The organism is Mycoplasma testudinis ATCC 43263, from assembly GCF_000687795.1.
Taxonomy (GTDB): Bacteria; Bacillota_I; Bacilli_A; order Mycoplasmatales; family Mycoplasmoidaceae; genus Mycoplasmoides; species Mycoplasmoides testudinis.
The window spans coordinates 1-17,351 of the sequence record NZ_JHXT01000023.1; the positions used below are offsets into that span (position 1 = coordinate 1).

A 17,351-nucleotide genomic window follows, 5' to 3' on the forward strand; every position below is an offset into this window, starting at 1 on the left:
GGTTTTTGCACAATTAGAGTGTTTGTTTCTGTATAAAATTTGGGATATTTATAATATTATTAGTAATACTATCTTTATCCGATATCAACCATATTGGAATATTTTTTATGATTTATTTTTAAACTTAAACAAATATTTAATTTTTTAGTTTTTTTAGGACTCAGTTATGCTTAACAATTTTTTTAAATTAATCGCTCCCCGAAATCGGATTTTAAAACGAGCAGAAAAAGCAGCGTATGCTGTGAACGCTTTAAAAGATCAATTTCGGGCATTGAGTGATGAGGAATTAAAAAATAAAACTAATGAGTTTATTACAGAATTACAAAACAATAAATCCTTAGATGATATCTTAGTCCCAGGCTTTGCCGCAATTCGAGAAGCTATTTATCGTGAAACTAAAGAGTTTGCTTATTTGGTGCAATTAATGGGTGCTTTTATTGTTCATCAAGGCGACTTTGCTGAAATGATGACTGGTGAAGGAAAAACTTTGACTTTAATGTTAGTTGCTTATTTAAATGCTCTTGAGAAAAAAGGTGTTCATATTGTTACTGTTAATGAATATCTAGCTCAACGGGATGCCATCTTAGCTGGCAAGATTTTTTCACGACTAAATTTAACAGTTGGATGTAATACTTCTAATTTGTCCCCGGCACAAAAAAAGGCTGCTTTTGAGTGCGATGTGACATACACCACAAACTCTGAATTAGGGTTTGATTATCTGCGTGATAATATGGTTTATAACTATAGCGATAAAAAAATTAGATCACTACATTTTGCAATTGTGGATGAAGGTGACTCTATTTTAATTGATGAAGCAAGAACTCCGTTAATTATTTCTGGACAGCCAAAAAAGGATTTTAGTAAGTATTTTGAAGCTGATAGTTTTGTTAACTCTCTGACTGAAGAAGATTATAAAATTGACCCAGAAACTCGCTCGCCATCATTAACTGAAGATGGAATGGCGAAGGCTGAAAAGTTCTTTCGCGTCGAAAACCTTTTTGATATCGAAAATTCTGATTTATTCCATAAAATCGGGAATGCTTTAATGGCATGTAAAGTTTTCGAGAATGGTAAAGAATATATTGTTCGTGATTCTAAAATTTTAATCGTTGACCATTTTACTGGCCGGGTGCTTGAAGGCCGTAGTTATAATAGTGGGTTGCACCAAGCAGTCCAAGCTAAAGAACGCGTTCCAATTGAACCAGAAAACGTTGTTGTAGCAACAGTTACATATCAATCGTTTTTTAGGCTTTATAAAAAGTTAGCTGCAGTTTCTGGAACCGCTTTAACAGAACACGAAGAATTTTTGAAGATTTATAACATGGTTGTTGTTCCTGTACCTACTAACAAACCTATTATTCGAAAAGATTATCCTGATCATGTTTTTGGAAACGCAAATATTAAATGAAAAGCAGTGGTTCAACACGTTAAAGAGATTCACGCAACAGGACAACCTATTTTAATTGGTACAGCCAGTGTTGAAGATTCAGAAATATTATCTAATTTATTGCACGAAGCAAACATCAGACACGAAGTATTGAATGCTAAAAACCACGCTCGCGAAGCTGAAATTGTAAGTAATGCAGGACAAAAAAATGCGGTTACTTTATCAACAAATATGGCTGGAAGAGGGACTGATATTAAGTTAGGCCCAGGCGTTTTAGAACTCGGCGGACTTTATGTTATCGGGACTGAACGTCATGAATCTAGAAGAATTGATAACCAATTACGAGGCCGTTCGGGCCGTCAAGGTGATGTTGGTGCAAGCCGCTTCTTTATTAGTATGTCAGATAGCTTGTTCAAACGTTTTGCAAAAGACCGCATCGATAAAGCAATTATGAAGTTGGGTGATGATTCGTTTGATTCTGCGTTTTTCTCACGCCTTTTGAACAAAACACAAAAGAAAGTTGAATCTGTTAATTTTGATACACGGAAAAACTTAATCGACTATGATCATGTTTTAGCAAATCAAAGAGAATTAGTCTACAAACAACGCGATAAAGTTTTGCTAGCTAAAAATTTAAAATCGATTGTTGAACGAATGTTAAATCAATTTATGGTTAATTTTATTACTAAATACCGGGATGCTAAAAATCAAAATTTAGTTAATCATACTGTTTTGGCGGAAGCATTAAATTCCCAATTGATTGGGGTTGGTGTGTGTCAACCTAGTGATTTTGAAAATTTTAATATAAATCAAGCCGTAGAAAAAGCAACCTTGCTAGTAACGAATATGATTGATAATAAAATTCAATTAATTACTGAAGCAATAGCGACAAATATTTTTAAAAATATTATTATTCAGTCAATGGATAATGCTTGAATTAAACATTTGGATCGAATGATTAAATTACGTGAAGGAGTTAGTTTAAGATCTCTTGAACAAACAAGTCCTTTAAATATCTATGTTAAAGAAGGGGATATTTTATTTGTCAATATGTTGGCAGAGATTGCTGAAAACGTTATTATTGCAATTTGTCAATTGGCTACTCCAACGGCTCAAAAAGCCCAAATTGATGACTCGTTAGCGTTGCAACAACGAGCAGAAGCTTTAGCGCGTTTAGAACAAATCAGGCAGCAGCAACAACAATCTGTTGTTCAAAGCAGTCCTTTTCAAGAAAATAACCAAATTCAGCAAGAATCAAGTTCTGAACTAGCTTTAGATCCAAATGTTCTTACTAAGCAGTCAGGAGTTATTGAACAATCAAAATCGTTATCAGAACCAGAAACTTCAATTGGGGGGAGTGAACATTCTAACGATAATTTTTCAATAGGCATTAAAAACCAAGAACAAGCAATTGAAGAAATTGAAACCATTCAAGATGTTGTGGAATTTGAAACCTCAAAACCTGAAAATGAATCTGAACCAGCTATACAATCTTTTGTTGGTGTTCAAGAAACTCAAGAAGCAGCTCAAATTGAATCTAAGATTGTTTCGCGCATACCTAATGTTATTAACACCCCGCCTGTGATTAAAGCGGCTTCACCATTAGTTGTAAAACACAATCCACCAAAAATTAATAAACCTTTTGTTCGAGCAAGTGTAAAAACAGTAGATGCACCTAAGTTAGTAACTCATTATAGTCACCCAACCATAGCAAAACCACCGCAACATTCTCAAAATAATGCCGTTGTTAAAAGACCCAACAGCAAAGAAGAGTTAATGGAGAAAAAAGACAAGTAATGAGTGATCATCTTTCGACATTTAAATTAGTAAGTAAACATAGACCCGCCGGAGATCAACCCCAAGCAATTAAAAAACTTGTAGCAGGACTGCAAGCAAAAAAAAGAAAACAAGTTTTGCTTGGAGCAACCGGAACTGGTAAGACTTTTACGATTGCCAATGTGATTCAAAAAGTTAATAAACCAACTTTAGTGTTAGCTCATAATAAGACTTTAGCTGCTCAATTATATTCTGAATTTAAAGAGTTATTTCCCGAAAATGCAGTCGAGTATTTTGTGTCATACTTTGATTTTTATCAACCTGAAGCATATATTCCAAGAACAGATACATATATTGAAAAAAGTTCAATGACGAATGCAGAAATCGAAATGTTGCGTTTAGCAACATTAAATTCGGTTTCTTCACGTAAAGATGTCATTGTAGTTGCTTCAGTTGCCTGTATTTATCCAAGCGCTCCCCCAGATGATTTTGATAATTTTCGAATTATTTTAAAAAAAGGTAATAAATTAAAAATTAATGAACTAAAGAATAAACTTGTTCATTTAAATTACAAATTTAATAAGATCGATTTATCTCCGGGTAATTTTCGCGTTAATGGTGATGTGGTTGAAATTGCTCCTGGGAACACAGATCAATTTCACGTTCGTTTATCTTTTTTTGGGGATGAACTTGAAGAAATTGCAAAAATTGAAACTCTCACAGGTGTTTTATTAGAAAGATGGATAGGTTATGTATTAGGTCCGGCTGATGAATATATTATGAACCGGGATCGAATGGGTGAATCACTCAAATTAATTGAACAAGAAATGAAAGATCGCGTTAAGTGATTTACCAAGGAAAACAAACTTTTAGAAGCCCAAAGAATCGAACAACGAACTTTATATGATTTAGAAAGTTTAAAAGAATTTGGTTTTTGTAACGGAATTGAAAACTACTCCCGTCATTTAGAGCTTCGCGGTCCGGGTTCTACTCCATGGACTTTGTTTGATTATTTTGGTGATGACTGATTATTGGTTGTGGATGAATCCCATATGTCAATTCCTCAAGTAAGAGGGATGTATAATACTGACCGTTCGCGCAAGTTAACTTTGATCGATTATGGATATCGTTTGCCTTCGGCCATTGATAACCGTCCTTTGAATTTTCAAGAATTTGAAAAAAAGACAGTTAATACTATTTATGTAAGTGCTACTCCAAATGATTGAGAAATAGGTGAATCCAAAAATGAAGTTGTTGAACAAATTGTTCGTCCTACAGGGCTAGTCGATCCAGTTATTGAAATCAGAACAAGTAAAAATCAAATTGATAACTTGATTAGTGAATTGAAAGCTCAAATTGCTAAAAATGAACGCACCTTCATTACGGTCATGACTATTAAGATGGCAGAAGATTTGTCTGATTATTTAAAAGAACAAAACATCAAAGCAGTTTATTTACATAATGAGTTAAAAACCTTAGAAAGGTCTTTAATTATTAACGATTTGCGGCGCGGTAAATATGATTGTATAGTTGGTATTAATTTATTACGAGAAGGTTTAGACGTACCAGAAGTATCATTAATCTGTATTTTTGATGCTGATAAACCTGGATTCTTTAGAAGCGATAAATCTTTAATTCAAACTATTGGAAGAGCGGCACGAAATGTTAAAGGGCGCGTCATTATGTATGGTGATGTAATGACTGAAGCAATGAAAAAAGCAATTGATGAAACCAACCGCAGACGGGATATTCAAATTGCTTTTAATAAAAAGCATAAGATTACTCCCACAACAATAGTTAAGCCAATTTACAACGATTTAAGCAACAAAGAAGTATCAAGAGAAATTGAAGAGTTTGTTAAAAAGAAGAATCGTAGTACTAAAGCAAGCGAAAAATTGATTGAAAATCTACGGGCAGAGATGTTGCAAGCCGCCAAAAATCAATTATATGAAAGAGCTGCAGAACTACGAGATGTTATTTTGGAATTGGAAGCGTCCACACCTAAAAAACTAAATCCTAAAAGCAAAAAAATCGAAGCTAATTAAATAAAGTATTGCCTTGATAAGTTTTATTTTTCTTTGTATTATGAAATAAATTTCTTTGGAAAATGTGCAAACATGTCGTTTTGCTTTGTGCGATTGTCTCCTTATGTTTTGTTTGAAATAAAACTGAAAGAGTTGGAATTAACTTAAAAAATAATTCTTACATTGAATAAAATCAAAAAAAGTTTTAAGCAGCCGGAAATCACGCACCAATTTTTATGAGGTTTTAATAGTTTACGGTCTGGCTTATATTCAAAAAGATGGCATCTGCGTAGTTCTTTTCAATTAACTTAAAGATAAGTTAATAAATTTAAACGATTAAGGTAAAATTTAAAAACACGTTTATTTAGATGTTTCTAAATTTGCTAATTCATCGCGAATGTTTTCAACATCTCTTAATAAATCAAATCTTTTATGTTTTAAGTAATCAGGAGGAGTCGCTATATTATCAACAACTATTTCTAGCACTCCAATAATTTTTTCTAATATTATTTTGTCTTTGTTCGTCATAAACGTCCCTTGAATAATGTTTGTTTTTTAAATGATAACAAAATAAAAATTTTAATCTAAAAAATGTCTTGACGATTATGTTTCAAGTTAAATTATTACAGTATGTATTACTGTAGCGCAATTAAACGTTTTCTCTGCTAACAAAAATCAAATTTTGTGAAAACGTTTACATATATTTTAAAAATTCATTACTTGTATATTTTGTATTGAACATTTAAGGAGTTCATATGCAGATTTCAAAAATCTTTAAGAAAAAAGCGCTCCGGAATGGTAGTGGCCAACCACGAAAAAAAATTAGTGTATTGGCTTCTCTTCAAACGTTGGGTAGATCATTAATTTATCCAATCGCGATTCTACCATTTGCAGCGTTGATGAATCGGCTTGGTACTCTAGGATTAAGTTTCTCAACATCTGATGGATCAGGAAATTTATCAGCATTAATCCCAGGGCACGAAGCAGGTTATTGAATTGGTTTTATTATTCAAAAACCAGGTAGTATAGTATTTGATAATATTGATATATTCTTTGCTTTAGGGGTAGCATTTGCGGTTGCCAAAGACAATCGCGGTGAAGCTGCTTTAGTAGGGTACTTTGTATTAATTATTGTAAAAGCTTTTAATGCTGAAAATGGTATAGCAACATTAATATATAGCGATGTTATAACTCGCTCGGCAACTCTAGCTCCTGATGGTTCTGGACCACAAGTGTCTAAGTTATTATATGGTGAAGGTAACACAGGTGGTGCACCGGTTTATACTCTAAACGTTGGTGTATTCGGTGGTATCGTATCTGGTCTGGTAGCTGCGGCTGTTTATAATAAATTCCGCAATACTAAATTGCACCCAGCTTTGGCTTTCTTTGGTGGACGTCGTTTCGTTCCAATGGTAGCAGGATTAGTTGCTGTGCCTCTAGCTGTTGCGTTCTCTATTATTTGACCATGAATTCAATATGTATTGGTATTAATTGGTAATTTCTTAAGTAGTAGTGGAGATGCTGCTGCTGGTGGAGCATTTGTTTATGGTTTCATTAATCGTATTATGCAACCATTTGGATTGCACCACATTCTAAACACATTCTTGTGATTCCAATTACCAATCACAGGTCCAGTTGTTGAACAATTTAACGGTAATATTGTTACATCTACTGTTACAGTTAATGGTGATATTAATGCGTTCAACCAACGTGTTGCAACTTCAGGTATTTTCCAAGCTGGATTCTTCCCTGTATTCTTAGGTGGTGAACCTGGTGCTGCATTTGCGATGATTATGGCTGTTAAAGCTAAACAAAAACGCAAAGAAATGTGAGCATTCTTCTCTGGTGTTGCATTTGTTGCATTCTTAACTGGTATTGATGAACCACTAGTATTCTCGTTTGTATTCTTAAGCCCATTACTATGAATCTTCTACGGATTGATAACCGGTATTTGTGCTGCAATTGTTGTTGCGATGCAAATCCGAATTGGATTTGGATTCAGTGCAGGATTCATCGACTGAGCTATTAGTATTCCAAACTCATGAGGAATTTCTGAATTCATCGGAAACAATGTAAATGGAGCTGCTTCTGCCGTCGGATATTCTGTAGTTGGACAAGGTGGACGCGTAATTTCTAACACTCTATGAGTTTGACCAATTAGTGCTCTTTCATTCTTGTTATTCTTCGTTACATTCTACCCATCGATCATCTTCTTCGACATCAAGACCCCAGGTCGCGAACTCGAACTCACCTCAAACTCTTCGATTTATGGTAAAGTACGTAAGTTGTTCCACATGAAACCATTTATGACTCAAGAACAATTGAATCTACAAATGGCCGCTGCGGATGCTGCTGCTGCTTCGGTTGAACAAGTCACTGACTTCCAACCAACTGGCCAACCAGTTAGTGCTGAACAAAAAGCTGCTCGCTCTGCTAACTTCAAGAACGCTGAATACGAACGTATTTCTCGCGCTTTAGTTGATATCATCGGTCCGGACAACTTCGTGAACGTTGACAACTGTACTACTCGCTTGCGTCTGATTGTTAAAGATAATGATCCAACTAAGATTAACGATGCTAAGATTAAAGCATTGAAGATGGGCTTCCAAATTGTCCGCTTAAAAGGTAAAGACACCTTGCAAGTAATTGTTGGTTCAGATGTTCAATTTGTTGCAGACGGTGTAAAAACTGTATTGACAGAAAAAGGTAAAGTTTTAGGTGAAAATTAGTCTAAGCTAATACCAAATATAAAAAAGAAAAAGGACTTAAAAGGTTCTTTTCTTTTTTTACAAAGGAAAAAAATATGATTTTACAACAAGAAAAATCTTACTGAGAAAAGAAAAAAGCTGTTAATACAGCAACCGAAATTAATCAACAACCAGCTGTTTGAAAAAAGACCATTAAGTTACTTAAAGATTCAATGGACAAACACCAAAAATTCTTTAATGTTTTATTAAAAAAGAAACCAAAGTTTATTCTTGTGGGTGCTGGAACTTCTGAATTTGTTGGTAATTCAATTTATCCATTCTTGCGTTCTAAGGGATACGATGTTGAAAGTATTCCAACAACGAACATCGTTTCTAATCCTCATGAATACTTTGATGTCAACCGTCCTACTTGTTTTATTTCATTCGCTCGAAGTGGTAATTCGCCTGAAAGTGTTGCAACTGTTAATCTTGGAAAACAACTCCTTAAAAATAATTTCCATCACATTATCATTACTTGCAATGACAAAGGTAAATTAGCAACAAACGAACACACTAAACAAGAATTGTTAATCGTGTTACCTCCTGAAACTAATGATTTAGGATTTGCTATGACTTCTTCTTATAGTTCAATGTTAATAACTGCTTTATTAATGTTTACAAAAAACAAAAAAGAATTTGATGAAGTTGTTAAATCTTTAAATGAAGTTGTTTCAGGTGTTGAAAAAATAACTACGCATATGGTTCCAACTATTGGAAAACTTGTATCTCCTAAAACTAAAAGAATTGTTTTCTTAGGATCTGGTAATTTATTAGGATACGCTCAAGAATCACATTTGAAATGTCTTGAATTAAATGCTGGAGTAATTCCTACATTCTTCAACAGTCCAATGGGATTCAGACACGGTCCTAAATCAATTGTTAACAATGAAACTTTAACTTTCATTTACTTACCAACAGATGCATATACAAGAAAATATGCTTTAGACTTATTAAATGAAATGAAGTCAGATAAGATTGCTTACGACTTTGTTGTGCTTGACACTAAAAATGATGCTAAATTAGCAAAAGAAAATAAAAACTATTTTTCTTTAACTAAAAAAGCTGTTAGCGATGTATTTGCTGGTTTAGCTTATGTTGTCGTGGCTCAAATTTTTGCACTTTTAAGTTCTATCGGTGTTAACAATTTACCTGACACACCTTCTAAATCTGGCCAAGTTAATCGTGTTGTTAAAGGAGTTACTATTTATAAATTGACTAAGTAATTTATAATAATAACTAATCAAATATCAAAAATAGAAAATAAGGATAATTATGTTTAATTTTTTAAAAAATCTCACCAACAAAAAAATCGCTGTTAAAGCATTTGTGGATGGTGAAGTAGTTCCTTTGAAAGAAGTTGGAGACGGCGTTTTTTCAGAAGGAATGATTGGTGAAGGTTTTGCAATGAAACCTGCTAGCAAACACATTGTAGCTCCAGTATCTGGAACTTTATCAATGGTTTTTGCTACAGGTCATGCATACGGAATTTCTATTGGAGCGAAATTAAATTTCTTACTCCACTTAGGAATTGATACTGTTAATTTAAAAGGTGAAGGATTTTCAGTTAAGGTTAATAAAGGACAAGCAATAATTGCTGGACAAACTTTATGTTCTTACGACTACACGGCTATTGCTAGTAAAGTAACTAGCACAATGTGTCCTTTCATTATTCCAGCTGACCTTAAAGACTTATATACTTTTGAAGATATTAAGTATGGTCCAGCTAAAGCAGACGATGTTGTTGCTTACGTTGTTAAGAAAAAATAATTATGATTATTAAAAACGTAACAATTGTTAATCACAATGAAACCATTAAAAATGGTTGAATTGAAATCAAAGATCAAAAAATTGTTAAAGTTTCTTCTGGTACAACAACAAAACAAGGAATAGATGGAAAAAAACAAAAAGTTTTTCCAGGGTTTATTGACCCTCATACCCATGGTGGATATGGCTACGACTTTGAAATGGCAAAACCAGAAACATTCAATGGTTTTGCTAAAAAAGTTGCTGGTGAAGGGGTAACAAAATACTGTCAAGCTACTGTTACTCAACCAGATGATGTTGTGATGCAAGCAATGGCAAGTTACAAAAAATGAATGGAAACTGACAACAAGAAAAACCAAGCTCAATCAAAACAACTTGGTTGTCATATTGAAGGACCATTCTTGAGTGCCGAAAAAAAAGGTGCTCATAAACTTGATTTATTAAAAAAACCAAGTGTTAGCCTATTTAAAAAGTGACAAGCTGCTTCTGGAAATAATATTCGTTTTATTACTTATGCTCCAGAAAAAGATGCTAATGGTGAATTTGCAGATTATCTTGCGAGCCAAGATATCTTAGGAAGTGCTGGTCATTCAAATTGTTCTTGTCAAGAATTTTTTGAAAATGCTTATAAGCACAAAGTACGACATGTAACTCACTTGTTCAATGGAATGAGTGGTGTTCATCAACACCAACCAGGGTTAGCGGTAAGCGCTTTAATAACTAAAGATGTTTTATGCGAACTAATTAGTGATGGCCAACATGTGTTGCCTGATGTTATTAAAATGATTTGGATGCTTAAAGGCGCTGATGGAATCTGTTTAATTACTGACGCTAGTTTGCCAAAAGGTTTACCAGATGGTAACTACAAATTAGGTCCTTTAGACACAGTTAAAAAAGGAATGCGCAGCGTTCTAGCCTCTGATGGATCATTAGCTGGTAGTGTCGCTACATTTGATCACTGTTTACGCTTCTTTAGAAGTGTTGTTAAACCAACTGATGAACAACTTGTTAAAGTCTCTTCATACAACATTGCTAAACAAATGAAACTCCTTAAGAAAACCGGAATGATTAAAAAAGGTTTAGCTGCGGATTTGGTAATGCTTGATAAAAATTATGAAGTTGCTATGACTGTTGTTGACGGTATAATCGCTTTTCAAAAAAAATAAAATTATTAAACATGGCTTACAAATTTAAGGAACCAATCGACTTTCTATATCTTTTTTGTAAAAACTGCTGGGAGTTTCGTAAATTTTCAATCGACAAAAAAATCGACTTTAATTCTAAAGTTGATTTAGACAAAATTGATACTTACGAATGCACAGTATGTAATACACCTACAGAAATTGTAAGAAAAGAAATTGTGGACTATTATCAAAAATTACTGGAGGACGAAGATGATTCAAAATCAGGATGGTAGTGGTGCTTTAAATCTTGATACTGCTTTTGCAAGCATTGATTTTCCCGGATGAGCCATCGCTGTAATTATTATTGGTTGTTTAACTCTTATATCTTTTGCTGCAGGGATATATTGATATATTCGTAAAAAAAGAGATATTCAACCCAAGAATTTAGATAAGTTGGAAAAAGAAAAAGAAATTGAACATAAGAAAACAGGTTCTCAAAGAATTTTTGGAATTTACAATACTTTCGGTTCTAAAACAGCAGTAACCTGGTTTTCCACTTACTATGTTAAAAACAAGCCAGGTGCTTGTGAATTGTGTACAAAATGAAGTGGAAAGATTTTGTCTTATAGAAGTTCGAGTACTGAATTTGTTAAAATGGACGAAGCAGTTGCCCAAGGCTATCATCATTTAGGGTGTCGTTGCGAAGATGTTGAATACAAAATTTTGGAAACAAAAATATTGAAAAATAAGGCATCGGCAGAAGAGCTGAAACAGCAATATGAAAAGAAGCTGGAACAATTGAAATTTGAGTTAGAGATCCGGCAAATTAATACTGAAATGCGAAATTCAATTCATAAACAAGAAATTAACGAACTTATCAAAAAAAGAGCAAAAGTTTTGGATAAATATGATTTTTTTTTAAAAGAACATAAATATTTAGAAAGAAACGAGTTGGCAGAAAAACCTAATGCGGCTTATTATGAAATGTATCGTTAAACTGAAATGTATTTATATTTATTAGGAGTTGATTTATGCAATTATCTTTCGGTGCAGCAGTAGCATTATTCATTATCGGTTTGTTGTTAATCATTGGGTCTATGGCACTTTTATACTATGGAATTAGATGACTTCGCGGTAGCGTTGGACTAAAACGCAAAGATGTGTTGTATTTTCACGGAGATGCTACACCGCTATGAAGGTTTTTGTTGAACCTGTTATTCTTTGGTGGCGCATTTGTTTTGTTTATTGCTGGTATTATTTTAGCATCTAGTACACCGCCTTATTTTGTAGGTTAAGACAAAAATATATCTGATTTTTCGTTGAATGAAATTATAAGTGTAACATGATAAAAAAGTGGGAATTGGTTTTTACCTGGTTCCCACTTTTCGTTTTTATTTATCTTATTCAATTTTGTTTTAACGATAATATAGCGTGAATTATGCACGCCGATTTCTAGATAGACTATGAAGTGATACACGCCAGAAACAATTTTATGGATTTATATTTTGGTCTAAAAAGATATCATTTTATGATTTCAAGCCATCAATCACTTCTGTTTTTTTGTATTCGCTCATTTTAAATCATTTTCTTAGCCTAATAAAGTTTTTGCTAGTGACTGTCTCGTTTTCGCGACCCATAGTTTTCAAATCAAATAGCATAATTGTTGGATAAAAAGTACCAAAGAACAACATCGCACTAATAGCTGCAATTGGGAACATTCATAATGGGTTGGACATTATTCTTGATATTTCGTTTCCTCCTCAATATCCAAATTTAGTTGCGAGTGGAGTTCCGATAAAGTTAGATAAACCCCAAGCATTAGGAAAGCTAATTGCATAGTCTATAAAACCTCCACTAAAGCCAAATCCAATACGTACTTGTAATCCAATAACGATTGCTGCAGTTATTCCTGTTAAAAATGCGTACATTACTCATAAAATGGGACTCAGAAACAAAAAGCTAAAAACTAACGGTTCATCAATTCCAGTTAAGAAAGCCACCAATGCTACTCCAGTAAAAAAAGTTGCGACTTCTTTGCGTTTCTTTTTATTTTTGACTGTCATAATCATTGCAAAAGCAGCTGCTGGTTCACCACCCATAAAAATAGGGAAATAGCCAGATTGAAATAATGCAGCAGTCGCAACTGGTCCAGGAGAATTACTAAATGCCCGAATATCACCAAAAACAGGTTGAGTAAATTGTGAACTAAATATTTCTTCTCTTGACATATTAGACAAAGTAGCTAAAGTACTAGAATCTAGCGGTGCGCCTGTTGTTGGATTTAATACGTTTCCTGTTATTGGCTGAATTAATAATCCTTGGATAGGTAATTGAAACCATAAAAAAGTATTTAATATTTGGTGTAACCCAAATGGTTGCATTAAACGGTTTATTACTCCATACAAGAATGCTCCTGGAACAGCTACTTGGGCACCTTCAGCTAAGAATTGACCAAATAAAACTAAAACATATTGAATTCAGGGTCAAATTACAGCAAACAAGAAAGCAACCGGTATAGCAGATAAGCCAACCATCATTGGTACAAACCGACGTCCGCCAAAGAAAGCCAAAGCTGGGTGTAATTTAATATTGCAGAACTTGTTATATATTTGTGCTGCTATTACCCCAGCGGTAATTCCTCCCACAATTCCAATATCCAACACATATTGCTTATTTTGAGTTTGAGTATTGAATAAATAAATTAATTGACTATAACTAATAACTTGTGATCCTGAATCTTGGTTTGTTACTTGCATTTTTTGTACTAATACATTTTCATACAATAAATTTGCTAGCCCGTTTTCTGAAGTGAAGGCGACTAAAATGATATAGAAAAAGAAGCCAATAATAGCAGCTTCACCGCGATTATCTTTAGCAAATCCGAAAGCAACTCCCATAGCAAAAATGGCCGCTAAATTATCAAAAACAACTTTACCAGGAGTTTGTATAATGAACCCGATTCAATAGCCAGCACTATTTGGAATAGCTAACGATGTCCCAATTGATCCCAACCGATTAAGAATGGCCGCAAAAGGTAAAAAAGCAATAGGATAAATAAGATTTTTTCCAAGTTCTTGTAAAGCTTTTAAAACCTTTTTTTCTTTTTTTGTTTTTTTTATGCCTTTATGTTTTTTTAATTGCATAGTAGTTTCTTTTAATTTGTTTAAGTATATCTAGTTGTTTTTCTTATATTATATGTAAAAGATTACACATATAACAAAAAAAGATGACAACAAATATTTTTTAAAAATCACTTTTCATGCCTTTAACACTATCACATATTAAGATATATACACAAGGTTTCTTGAAATGATTTTCAATCCGTTCTTAACAATTTGTCTGGAATAAGCAGTAAATTGTTTTTTAGATTGAAAAAACCCAAGAAGACAACCTAAATTAAGTGCTGGAGAAAGCCATGACTATTAAAAAAACAAACAAGAATTTGGTCTTTGATTTAGACGGAACATTATTAGATTCCAAAAAAAATATTCCAGATGGAACTTTTAACTTTTTAAAAAGCTTAAAAAATACAAATATTTTTATGGCGACAGGAAGAGCTTGATATTTTACTTTAGAATATCATCAAAAGCTTGGTTTACATACACCAATCATTTCAAGCAATGGTTCGCTGGTTTATGATCCCGTATTAAAAAAAGTTTTGTCTAGTAAGACTTTTAAACAGACAACATCAGTAGGTTTAATTAATTTGCTGTTTAAAGAAAATATTCCTTTTTTTGTGCTTTCGCCTACACAAATGTATTCATATGAACCCAAAGGCTTTTTCTCAGAAAAAATTGATGAAGTTAATAAAATGAATTTGTCTTTTCTTCCAGAAAATCGTTTTGTTATGGACCCTTTAAATCGTGATGAATGGGATGCTTCTATTGAGGTTATCAAGATTGTTTTAACTCCACAAGAAACTGATCCTGAGATTATTAGAAAAGTGATGGATGAAATAGATCAAAATTATGGTGATGACGCTTATCATGTTTTACCAGAAGCAGATTATTTAGACATTATGCCTTTTGGGCTATCCAAAGGAACGGGGCTTAAATATTTAGAAAAACTTGGCTATTTGGACTTAACAAATACAACAGTTTTTGGTGATGCTTTAAATGATGTTCCAATGTTTAAAGAAGCTAAAACTTCTGTGGCGATGCCCCAAGCAAGTGAAGAAGTTAAAAAACTAGCAACTTATGCGGCCGAACATGAACAACAAGGTAACAGTATCCAAGTTTTCTTGGAAAAACATCCTGAATTGTGAGATCGTTAAACATTTAAATTGCTTCAATTCTTACATTATTTGTAAATTCGCACTTAAACCATACTTCTATAGATTTAGCTTAATATTCATTCTGCTAAACAAGTATTTACTTTAAAGCGTAAATTTTGTTGGTAATGTGTTGTTATTAATGCTAAAATGTGTAATTGTTTACACATATTTTACAGTTTGTTTTTCTTTAAAATATTGTTTATTCGGTTTACGAACCAGAGGTTTTAAAACAAATGAAAAATATTGAAAAAATTTATCAGCTTTTGTCTAATGCAAAGCAAAACAAATTTGCAATTGGTGGTTTCAATTACGATAATGCATTAATCCTTCGAGGGATTATTGCAGCTGCCGAACAAGCTAAAAAACATGTGTTTATTATGTGTACTGAATCAGCAAGTAAGGGTATGGAATATGATTTTGCATTAGCGAATGCTTTAACAGCTGCTAAAAAATCAGAATACGTAATTTCTCACTGAGACCACGGTTACAACTATGATAAAGCCTTAGAAGTAATTAATGATGGTTGAAATTCTGTAATGTATGATGGATCTAAATCAGACATTGAAACAAACATTAAAAACACTAAACACTTTATTGAACAAGCAGAAAAAAATGATGTTTGAACTGAATGTGAAATTGGAACTATTGGCGGAAAAGAAGATGACCATAATTTTGGTAAAGTGCCCGAAACAAAACTAGAAGATGCAATTCGTTTTGCAGCAGAAGTTAAAGCTCGAATGATGGGAATTGCTGTTGGTAACCTTCATGGTGTTTACCCACAACCACCGCACCTTAACTTTGATTTAATTAAAGCCGCTTCTGAAAAACTTCATGAAAAAACATTCTTAGTACTACACGGATGTTCTGGAATTCCAGTAGATCAAGTTAAGAAGGCTGTTTCATTAGGGATGGTTAAAGTTAACTATGGAACTGATTTAAAGATGGCATATACTAATGCTTTACATGAATGAATCGCTAATAATCCAAAACAATTTGATATCAAAAAATCTTACGAACCTTTAATCAAAGCAGTTCAACAAGTAGTGTTTGAAAAAATTAAATTATTGTCTTCAATTTAATTAGCTTAGAAAGCAGGTGCATATGGCCAAGAATAAACCAAATAAGAAAGACGAATTAGTACACCTAGAACAAAAAATTAGAGAAAAAGGTTCTACTTATTTTTCGTTGGCTGACTATGCCCAATGCACTATCGCTACTATTAGTCGTTATTTTAATGGTGGATATGTATCTGAAGCAATGAAGCAAAAAATCAATCAAGCAATTGTTGATTTAAACTATAAAGGAAACCCATTAGCTAGATCTTTAAGATCATATGATAATGTGGTTTATCTTGTTTCATCGTCAATCAAAGATTCTACAAACGTGGAAGTAATTCGTGCAATTAACGAAGCGGTTCAAGAATCTTGTATGTTATTTGTTTGTCAAACCTCAAAAGATCCAAGGGTTATAGATCGTTATTTAAATGAAGTTATTAGTAGAAATGCCGGGGCGTTAGTTTTGTTTGGAGATAATATTGACATTGATAACCCAATTTTAATTTCTTCTAAAACTCCAGTATTTTATTATGGTAGAACAAAAGTAGTTCCAGAAAAATCAGTAGTTTATGCTTTTGACGAAACAAAGGCTTTTGAGAAAATTATTATTTCTATGAATGAGAGTGGCTGCGAAAAAATTTACTTTGTAAATTATGATCACCGACAAAATATTTTTACCAACTCTTATTTACAACTATCTCGAATGAAAAGTGTTCAAGCAATCTCCAAAAAAGTAAAATTTAAAGATATTAAATTGGAATTTATTACTTTAGCAGAAAATAATACCGAAACAGTAGAAACTTGGGCTAATGAATTTAAAAAAGAAATTGCTTCAAAAAAAGTGGGAATTATTTGTGGATCACACACAATTTTCCGAATTGCTCGCCACTTTAAAGAAATTAATAACGAAACCTTAATTAGCGACATTGGATATTTTTCATTAACTGACAATTTAAATACAACAGACTTCAAAATCTTTTTAGACTATAAAGCAATGGGTCGGCTAATAGGTGAAGATGTCGTTCGTTTAATGCGTCAAAAGAAAGCTGAAATTAATAAAATCAATATTTTAGAAGCAACCGTAATAAAAAACATTTAATAATTTTGTGTCTTTTATTTTGGGGAAATTATGTGGGAAAATGGGTAGTAATGAAATAAGTGTGTTAAATTGGCATCGTGTTAAAATTCAAATAATTAATTA

The 17,351-nt window shown here is 32.9% G+C and carries 13 protein-coding genes and 1 pseudogene; 12 read left to right on the forward strand and 2 right to left on the reverse strand.

What is annotated here, in order from left to right:
* Positions 1-166: 166 nt before the first annotated feature.
* A pseudogene (gene secA / locus T384_RS06670) lies at positions 167-2,593 on the forward strand (preprotein translocase subunit SecA); the annotation flags it as partial.
* A 590-nt stretch (positions 2,594-3,183) separates the two neighbouring features.
* Positions 3,184-5,208, forward strand: a complete 2,025-nt coding sequence (gene uvrB / locus T384_RS0105185; protein WP_027120124.1) for an excinuclease ABC subunit UvrB — start codon at positions 3,184-3,186, stop codon at positions 5,206-5,208.
* A 339-nt stretch (positions 5,209-5,547) separates the two neighbouring features.
* Here the strand turns inward: uvrB and T384_RS07320 are convergent, their stop codons facing one another.
* On the reverse strand, positions 5,548-5,715 hold the full coding sequence (locus T384_RS07320) for a hypothetical protein (protein ID WP_156933145.1): 168 nt from the start codon (positions 5,713-5,715) through the stop codon (positions 5,548-5,550).
* Positions 5,716-5,942: 227 nt separating this feature from the next.
* Here T384_RS07320 and T384_RS06675 point away from each other — a divergent pair, with 227 nt between their 5' ends.
* The 7 genes from T384_RS06675 (at position 5,943) to T384_RS0105225 (ending at position 12,117) form a co-directional block, all read left to right on the forward strand.
* Positions 5,943-7,916 carry a PTS transporter subunit EIIC gene (locus T384_RS06675; RefSeq protein WP_052663583.1) on the forward strand — a complete coding sequence of 658 codons (1,974 nt, stop codon included), beginning with the start codon at positions 5,943-5,945 and terminating at the stop codon, positions 7,914-7,916.
* Positions 7,917-7,990: 74 nt separating this feature from the next.
* A complete protein-coding gene (locus T384_RS0105200) occupies positions 7,991-9,157 on the forward strand; it encodes an SIS domain-containing protein (protein WP_027120125.1) in 1,167 nt (388 codons plus the stop codon).
* A 49-nt stretch (positions 9,158-9,206) separates the two neighbouring features.
* Positions 9,207-9,701, forward strand: coding sequence for a PTS sugar transporter subunit IIA (locus T384_RS0105205; RefSeq protein ID WP_027120126.1), 495 nt, complete (start codon positions 9,207-9,209; stop codon positions 9,699-9,701).
* A 2-nt stretch (positions 9,702-9,703) separates the two neighbouring features.
* The gene (gene nagA / locus T384_RS0105210; protein ID WP_027120127.1) at positions 9,704-10,864 is read left to right on the forward strand and encodes an N-acetylglucosamine-6-phosphate deacetylase; all 1,161 of its coding nucleotides are present in this window, start codon (positions 9,704-9,706) and stop codon (positions 10,862-10,864) included.
* Between the two features lie 11 nt (positions 10,865-10,875).
* Positions 10,876-11,115 carry a hypothetical protein gene (locus T384_RS0105215; RefSeq protein ID WP_027120128.1) on the forward strand — a complete coding sequence of 80 codons (240 nt, stop codon included), beginning with the start codon at positions 10,876-10,878 and terminating at the stop codon, positions 11,113-11,115.
* Positions 11,093-11,818, forward strand: a complete 726-nt coding sequence (locus T384_RS0105220; protein ID WP_027120129.1) for a hypothetical protein — start codon at positions 11,093-11,095, stop codon at positions 11,816-11,818. Before T384_RS0105215 ends, T384_RS0105220 begins: the two co-directional genes overlap by 23 nt.
* A 35-nt stretch (positions 11,819-11,853) precedes the next feature.
* Positions 11,854-12,117 carry a hypothetical protein gene (locus T384_RS0105225; RefSeq protein WP_027120130.1) on the forward strand — a complete coding sequence of 88 codons (264 nt, stop codon included), beginning with the start codon at positions 11,854-11,856 and terminating at the stop codon, positions 12,115-12,117.
* 231 nt (positions 12,118-12,348) lie between these two features.
* Here the strand turns inward: T384_RS0105225 and T384_RS06680 are convergent, their stop codons facing one another.
* Positions 12,349-13,965, reverse strand: coding sequence for a PTS transporter subunit EIIC (locus T384_RS06680; protein WP_052663584.1), 1,617 nt, complete (start codon positions 13,963-13,965; stop codon positions 12,349-12,351).
* Between the two features lie 272 nt (positions 13,966-14,237).
* Between T384_RS06680 and T384_RS07065 the strand changes: the two genes are divergently transcribed.
* The 3 genes from T384_RS07065 (at position 14,238) to T384_RS0105245 (ending at position 17,249) form a co-directional block, all read left to right on the forward strand.
* A complete protein-coding gene (locus tag T384_RS07065; protein ID WP_027120131.1) occupies positions 14,238-15,095 on the forward strand; it encodes a Cof-type HAD-IIB family hydrolase in 858 nt (285 codons plus the stop codon).
* A 233-nt stretch (positions 15,096-15,328) separates the two neighbouring features.
* A complete protein-coding gene (locus T384_RS0105240) occupies positions 15,329-16,174 on the forward strand; it encodes a class II fructose-bisphosphate aldolase (protein ID WP_027120132.1) in 846 nt (281 codons plus the stop codon).
* Positions 16,175-16,196: 22 nt separating this feature from the next.
* Positions 16,197-17,249 carry a LacI family DNA-binding transcriptional regulator gene (locus T384_RS0105245; protein ID WP_027120133.1) on the forward strand — a complete coding sequence of 351 codons (1,053 nt, stop codon included), beginning with the start codon at positions 16,197-16,199 and terminating at the stop codon, positions 17,247-17,249.
* Positions 17,250-17,351 lie beyond the last annotated feature (102 nt).